The organism is Rahnella sp. PAMC25617, assembly GCF_050606005.1.
Lineage (GTDB): Bacteria > Pseudomonadota > Gammaproteobacteria > Enterobacterales > Enterobacteriaceae > Rahnella > Rahnella variigena.
Genome location: NZ_JBOCUM010000020.1, coordinates 21,103 through 27,102 on the forward strand (window position 1 = coordinate 21,103; position 6,000 = coordinate 27,102).

Genomic DNA, 6,000 nt, shown 5'->3' on the forward strand with positions numbered 1-6,000 from the left:
ATTCCCAGGCATTCGCGGGTGTAAGGTTTTATAACTGTCAACAGGCGCAGTCGTCGCCTGTCAAACAACGCATAAAAACAAAATCCATGCCCCGGATGGGGTTTGGATATAAACCCTGAGGCTTCGGTGGCCGCAGCCGGGCAGAAAACGCAGTGATGTCTGGTTATTAATACGCTAATTTTATTGAAGCTTTCACAGTGATAACTACTACATCATGGAATATCTCAGCTCGCTCTGACTTCATGAATATAATGTTTCTTTGAGTCTGAATGAACACGAGCCTTTTCCCGGAGAATATAAAAAACCATGTCCAATTACATCCAACTACTTTAAGTGTACAAAAATTCATTAATTTACATATCTTATTCCTCACATCAAGATACATAACGCCAACATAAACATTAATTTACACGATAATGAAATATTATTACATTGATTTTAAATTTATGACTAACAATGCGTTAATAATATAAATACGTGCGGAGTTCTGTAAGGCAGGCAGGGCTCAGTAATCTTAAAGATTTATAAATCGTTATCAATAGTGGATTAAGTTTTTATCTTTGATGTTGTTAGACTGCTGTTTAGTTAAACAGTGTCATGATAAACATCACTCACTACTATCCTGTCAGGAACAGTAATGTAAAATTCTGAGATAGAAATACTTAGCATTCCCTTTTGGCGTTCATTAATGATATGGGAAATATTCTATATGCATGATGGTTAAAGTGTTTTTTTTAATTACGATATGCATTTTAGCCATGCTGCGGATATTTTATTTTATATCAAGATTAAATTCAATAACTAGGTCTGATTATGTTTGTAATTGGGAGTTGTTTATTTTCTATTCATTGTGAAGATCGTTTTTTTAAAATAGGATTACAAGAAATCTTTAAGGACATATGTTCATCAGTTAAATTGCCTGTTAATAATGGCATTCCATTCGAATTAGAGCTCGCTGACTATTTTGTCGTTGACATCATAGTTCTGTCTTCTAAGGCTATATATGAGAAAATACCTGAACAAATTCTTAAGAAAAAAAAGAATCACGCTGCAATAATATTTTGTTCTGACTCAATGACACACATACTCACCGGTATTACAGGATACGATCTCGTTTCGTGTATTCCGATGGATGTCAAACTGGAGAAGTTAGCTCAGATTTTTTGTGTGCTAGTGTTTGGCACGGAAGGAGCAAAAAAATCTTTGTTTACAAAGACGGGTTTGGCCCCCTTGACCTGTAATGAAATGCGTGTGTCTTCACTATTGAGTAAAGGACTAAATCAACATGATATTAGTCAATTTACAGGCATTAACCCAAAGACTGTGAGTTTACATTTAAGATCAGCCATGACCAAATTTAAAGTTAAGACTTTGTTAGAGTACAGAGTAAAGCTTTCACATATCGATACTCTCGATGGCTTTAATTGAGTTAGTCACCATGATTTATATCAGGAATCTAACAACGCGAAATGGAAGATGTCAGTGAACTCTATACTTAATTGTCTTTTTGCATATCTTATTCCGCCCACCGTGGGGTGAGTAACGTCTTCACTTCAACCATGATGAAACGTCCACAACGGGGCATTCTTTGGAATGAATTGATTATTCATTTTAAATTATCAAGGCGTTTAAAATGTTAATTTCTATCAATGTGATTGTATCTATCGTTGCTAGCAATTAGTGATTTATGATTATGATTAATCACTTATGTTATTATTTCTTGCAGCATGTGAAAAATCCTAGTTTATATCGCTTCAATCCTAATTGGGCACAACGTGCAGTATGAATATTCCTATTTTATTTGGTTTGTTAATTTAAAGAGAAGCCACTATTTCGTTTTCGATATTAGGATTATGCTCATTATGTCATTTCTCCTTACAGCTTTGACGAGTTGCTTTAGTTAGTTCCTGTTGGTAAAAAGGATAACGATCTTTAAGTTTTTTTATTAGCGATTGCTTAAGATATTCAATTGCAATTCGCTAGAGCTGTTGCTATTAATATGGACTTTGAATATGTTGTCATATGGAAATTCACTTTTTTCTATTTACTGCAAGGATTATTACTTTAAGGTTGGCTTGCAAAAACTTTTAGATGATATATATCATTCTCATGTAGTAAATGTAAGGCTCATTAATCGACATGAGTCAAGATATAACGATTATTTTCAAGCTGATATTGTCGTCTTATCTTCCAGGAGCATATTTGAAAAGTTACCTGAACGTAGCCCTTCGCTTGATAGAGGAGGAGCAGTGATCGTTTTCTGTACTTTTTCAATGTCAGAAGTTGTGAGAGGCATAAGAGGGTATGAAAATGCACTTTTTATTGCCCCTGACACAGGGTTAGATCAGATTTTAAACATCTTTAAAATGGTTATGTTTGGTTCGCCTTTAATTAGGAATAATCTTTTTGTAAGAACTGAAAATTTAGCCTTAACAAATAAGGAACGTAAAGTCTCTGATCTGCTCAGGAAAGGTCTAAGCCATAATGAGATAAGTACAATAACGGGCATAACACCTAAAACAGTTAGCTCTCATTTAAGGTCAGCTATGCAGAAATACAAAGTAAGCACTTTACTGGAATACAGAATTAAGCTCATTCACATGCAACAATTCTAGAACTTAAATTTCGGTCAGACACTTGTAATCAATAAGTTCATCCCGGTTCAGGAAATTTACTAACTCACTATTTATTATAGTGTTTTTGATTCCCTGGTATTGGCCACTTGGCTTACTCATACATTGTACGGAACAATGTATGAGTTTTTTTCACACTTTTTAAATTGCATGTAGCGAAGTATGATAGTTGGGCTAATAAATTTACGAAGGAGCAACGGTATATTCATAAACTCGAGCCCCACCCCACTAAATGGCGCATTCATCATTTTAATATAGAATCTTCAGTCTACAATGACAGAGGTATATAATAGAATTCCTTATTAATATAAGCATAAATATTGAATGCTTAATGTAGTCTTGAAAAGTTTTTTACTCAGTGGATTTAGTAACTTTCTCGTCCGGTATTTTTTCTCTTATACATTGAAAATTATGCCTGCTTAGCTAGTCGTTATCCCGAGTTTCATGCATCTGTTCAAGTATATTGCGATAAATATCGGCCTTTGTTACGTCCTTCTCCATTTCAAGCTTTTTAACCAGGCCTCGAATGATGTCCTTTCGGCTGACCGATTTATGCGTTGAGGTAAGTTCGGCAAAAAGTTGCAAATATGTCTTCCTTTCACCCAGTGTGCCTTCGCTCATAGCTTTAAAGTAGTCATCAATCTGATTGGATGTGCTTTTCTTCTGTGTCATGCTATTTCTCCATTTAAGTCTCAAATCTTTAAGAGACTGCCGCAACTTTTTTCTGAGAGGTTCCATCTCAAGGCTGCTGACCTCTTAGCAACTTTTCTTAGCAGCTGTAATTTTAATAATAATATTTTAGTGGGAGAGATCAATATGGTAATTCCTAAAATTTTCACACTGTAATGGTCTAATCATTCTGGACACTTTGTTAAAGATATAATGAGTAACTCAACCAAGGTGAGATTAGCTCCGGGGCTCTATAGTGATCCATTGTTCTTTATTCAGCTGATGAGAAAAATCTGGTTTAGTGAATACGTGAACATTCAATTAATAAGCAAGCATCTAATCACTCGGATTTTTCACTAAAGAAAAATCCGAGTGATTATCGAAAATAGTCCTAATAAATCTCCACACCCTCCCTCATTAATAATTTCGTTACATTTTTCCGTGACCTAGTTTGCTTTAGTGCATCACTGACTTATGCTACTTTCTCATTTCGGGAACGGAAGATTTAAGGCAATGGTGCGCTTTAAGTATTCTTTTGATGCAGAATACTTAAACTCATTGATATATTCACACCATCAATTCTTCATTGTTGGATTATGAGCATCAATTATAATCGCCTTCCACTGCTGCACTATGGATTGATAAGCAGGAAGAGCTTTACGTAGTCATTGCTTTTTACATTACGTGATTGCCCGTTGTTTGGTATCAGTTATGGTATTCACGCACATAAGCGTTAAAAGGACTTAAACGATGAGCATTCAGGATTACATTCTTGCCGGCAGCAAATTACCGATCCACAACCATTACCAGTTAAGACTTAAACGGCTTGAATCTCAGCAGCCAGGCGTTGATATTTCGGTGCTCAAGTTCAGCGGCAGCGAGGCCATCAGCGATATTCTGTGCTATGAGATTGAGTTCACCAGCGCGGTGAAAGACATTCCCGCCCAGCACATCATCAACTATACCGCCCTGTTCCTGATGTACCCCGACGGCAAGCCGTGGGAATCGGTTAAGCCGCGCATCATCCCCGGTGTCATCACGCAGTTCCGCCAGTGCAGCACTTCTGCCGATGAGACCCGTTACGTCGCCACGCTGGAGCACCGCGTCACCCGGTTAAATCAGGGCAGCAATAACGCGATTTACCAGAACGACAGCATCATCAGCATGACCGAGAATACCTTCCTGCGTTACAACATGGACCGGCTGGATTTTCGGTTTGCGCTCAATGATCAGTATCCGCTGAAAAAATTCATGATGCAGTTCGGCGAAAGTGAGTACGCCCACATAGCGCGACGCCTGGCCGACAGCGGCATCTCGTACTTCTTCGAATATGACGAAGAGAACAACTGCGACGTCATGGTGCTGGCCGACCATTCTTACGCCTGGCCAGAGCCTGTTGCTATCCCTTTCCGAAATCCGGCGGGACTGTTTGACGGCGGCCTGGAATCAGTCTGGGACATGTCGGTCAGCCGCAAGGCCATTCCGAAATCTGTGACGGTTAACGACGATTACTACCCTGCCGCGCAGAGCGATATGACCGGCACAGTGGAGACCAATCCGGATTATCCGGCGCTGGTTGCCGAAGATTACCGCTGGGGTGAGTACTATCCTGAACCGGGCAAGGAATACAGCAGCGAGCCCGGACAGGGCATGTGGTACGCCAGACGCCGTCAGGAACGTTACCTTAGTGAGCAAATCACCTTTGAGGGAAAATCCAACTGCATGACGCTGCGTCCGGGGATGGTCATCACCACGCCCGGCAAAGACTGGCCGGAAGCGCCGGACGGCCTGCTGATAGTCTCCACCGATTCTAAAAACGTCGCCCGCGACACGGCGTATTTCGTCACCTTCACCGCGGTTCCGCGTAATACCCAGCATCCGTATCGCCCTGCCTTGCTGCCGTGGCCGACCGTCACCGGCACGCTGCCTGCCCGTATCTCCAGCGCGCATCCGGAAGAACCTTACGCCCATATCAACGCCGACGGTTTGTACCGTGCGCAGTTTGGCTTCGATCGCACCGAATGGCAGAAAGGCTTCGAGAGCTGCTGGCTGCGTCTGGCGAAACCCTATTCCGGTGATACCTGCGGCTTCCATATGCCGCTGCTGGATTCCACCGGCGTGGCGATTGCCTTCGAAAATGGCGACGTTGACCGGCCTTATATCGCCTGTGCGCTGCATGATTCAACGCACCCGGATCATGTGGCGTTACCGAACTACAAGCGGAACGTCATCCGCACTCCTTCTGGAAATAAGTTAAGACTTGATGATTCACGAGGCAAAGAACACATCAAGCTTTCCACACCGGCCAGCGGCAAAAGCCAGCTTAACCTGGGGGCGCTGGTCGATGACAAGCGCAAAGACCGCGGTCACGGCGCCGAGCTGCGCACCGACGACTGGGTGGCCATTCGCGGCGGCAAGGGTGTGTTTATTTCCGCCGACGTGCAGGCTTCCGCCGGAGGTCAGCAACTGGACATGCAACAGGCCAAAGCACTTCTTTCCAGTGCGATGGTAGAAATGCAGAGCCTGTCGGCCAGTGCTCAACAGGCGCAGGCATTAGCGGCGGATATCGACCGGCAACAGACGTTGTTACAGCAGAAACTCGACAAACTTCAGCAAGCCGTTTTGCTTTTAAGCGCACCAAAAGGCGTCGGTATTGTCAGCGGGGACAGTATGCAACTGTACGCGGAAGACAGCCTGA

Annotated in this window: 4 protein-coding genes; 3 read left to right on the forward strand and 1 reads right to left on the reverse strand. The window is 42.0% G+C overall.

Going from position 1 to position 6,000, the window contains the following annotated elements:
• The first annotated feature begins 813 nt into the window (after positions 1-813).
• On the forward strand, positions 814-1,428 hold the full coding sequence (locus ACM615_RS22515; protein ID WP_113876263.1) for a helix-turn-helix domain-containing protein: 615 nt from the start codon (positions 814-816) through the stop codon (positions 1,426-1,428).
• A gap of 584 nt (positions 1,429-2,012) precedes the next feature.
• Positions 2,013-2,615, forward strand: a complete 603-nt coding sequence (locus ACM615_RS22520; protein ID WP_132966393.1) for a helix-turn-helix transcriptional regulator — start codon at positions 2,013-2,015, stop codon at positions 2,613-2,615.
• A gap of 441 nt (positions 2,616-3,056) precedes the next feature.
• Here the strand turns inward: ACM615_RS22520 and ACM615_RS22525 are convergent, their stop codons facing one another.
• Positions 3,057-3,305 carry a biofilm development regulator YmgB/AriR family protein gene (locus ACM615_RS22525; protein WP_159281389.1) on the reverse strand — a complete coding sequence of 83 codons (249 nt, stop codon included), beginning with the start codon at positions 3,303-3,305 and terminating at the stop codon, positions 3,057-3,059.
• A gap of 747 nt (positions 3,306-4,052) precedes the next feature.
• Between ACM615_RS22525 and ACM615_RS22530 the strand changes: the two genes are divergently transcribed.
• Positions 4,053-6,000: type VI secretion system Vgr family protein (locus ACM615_RS22530; protein WP_431012563.1), on the forward strand; the 1,948-nt coding region annotated here is incomplete at its 3' end.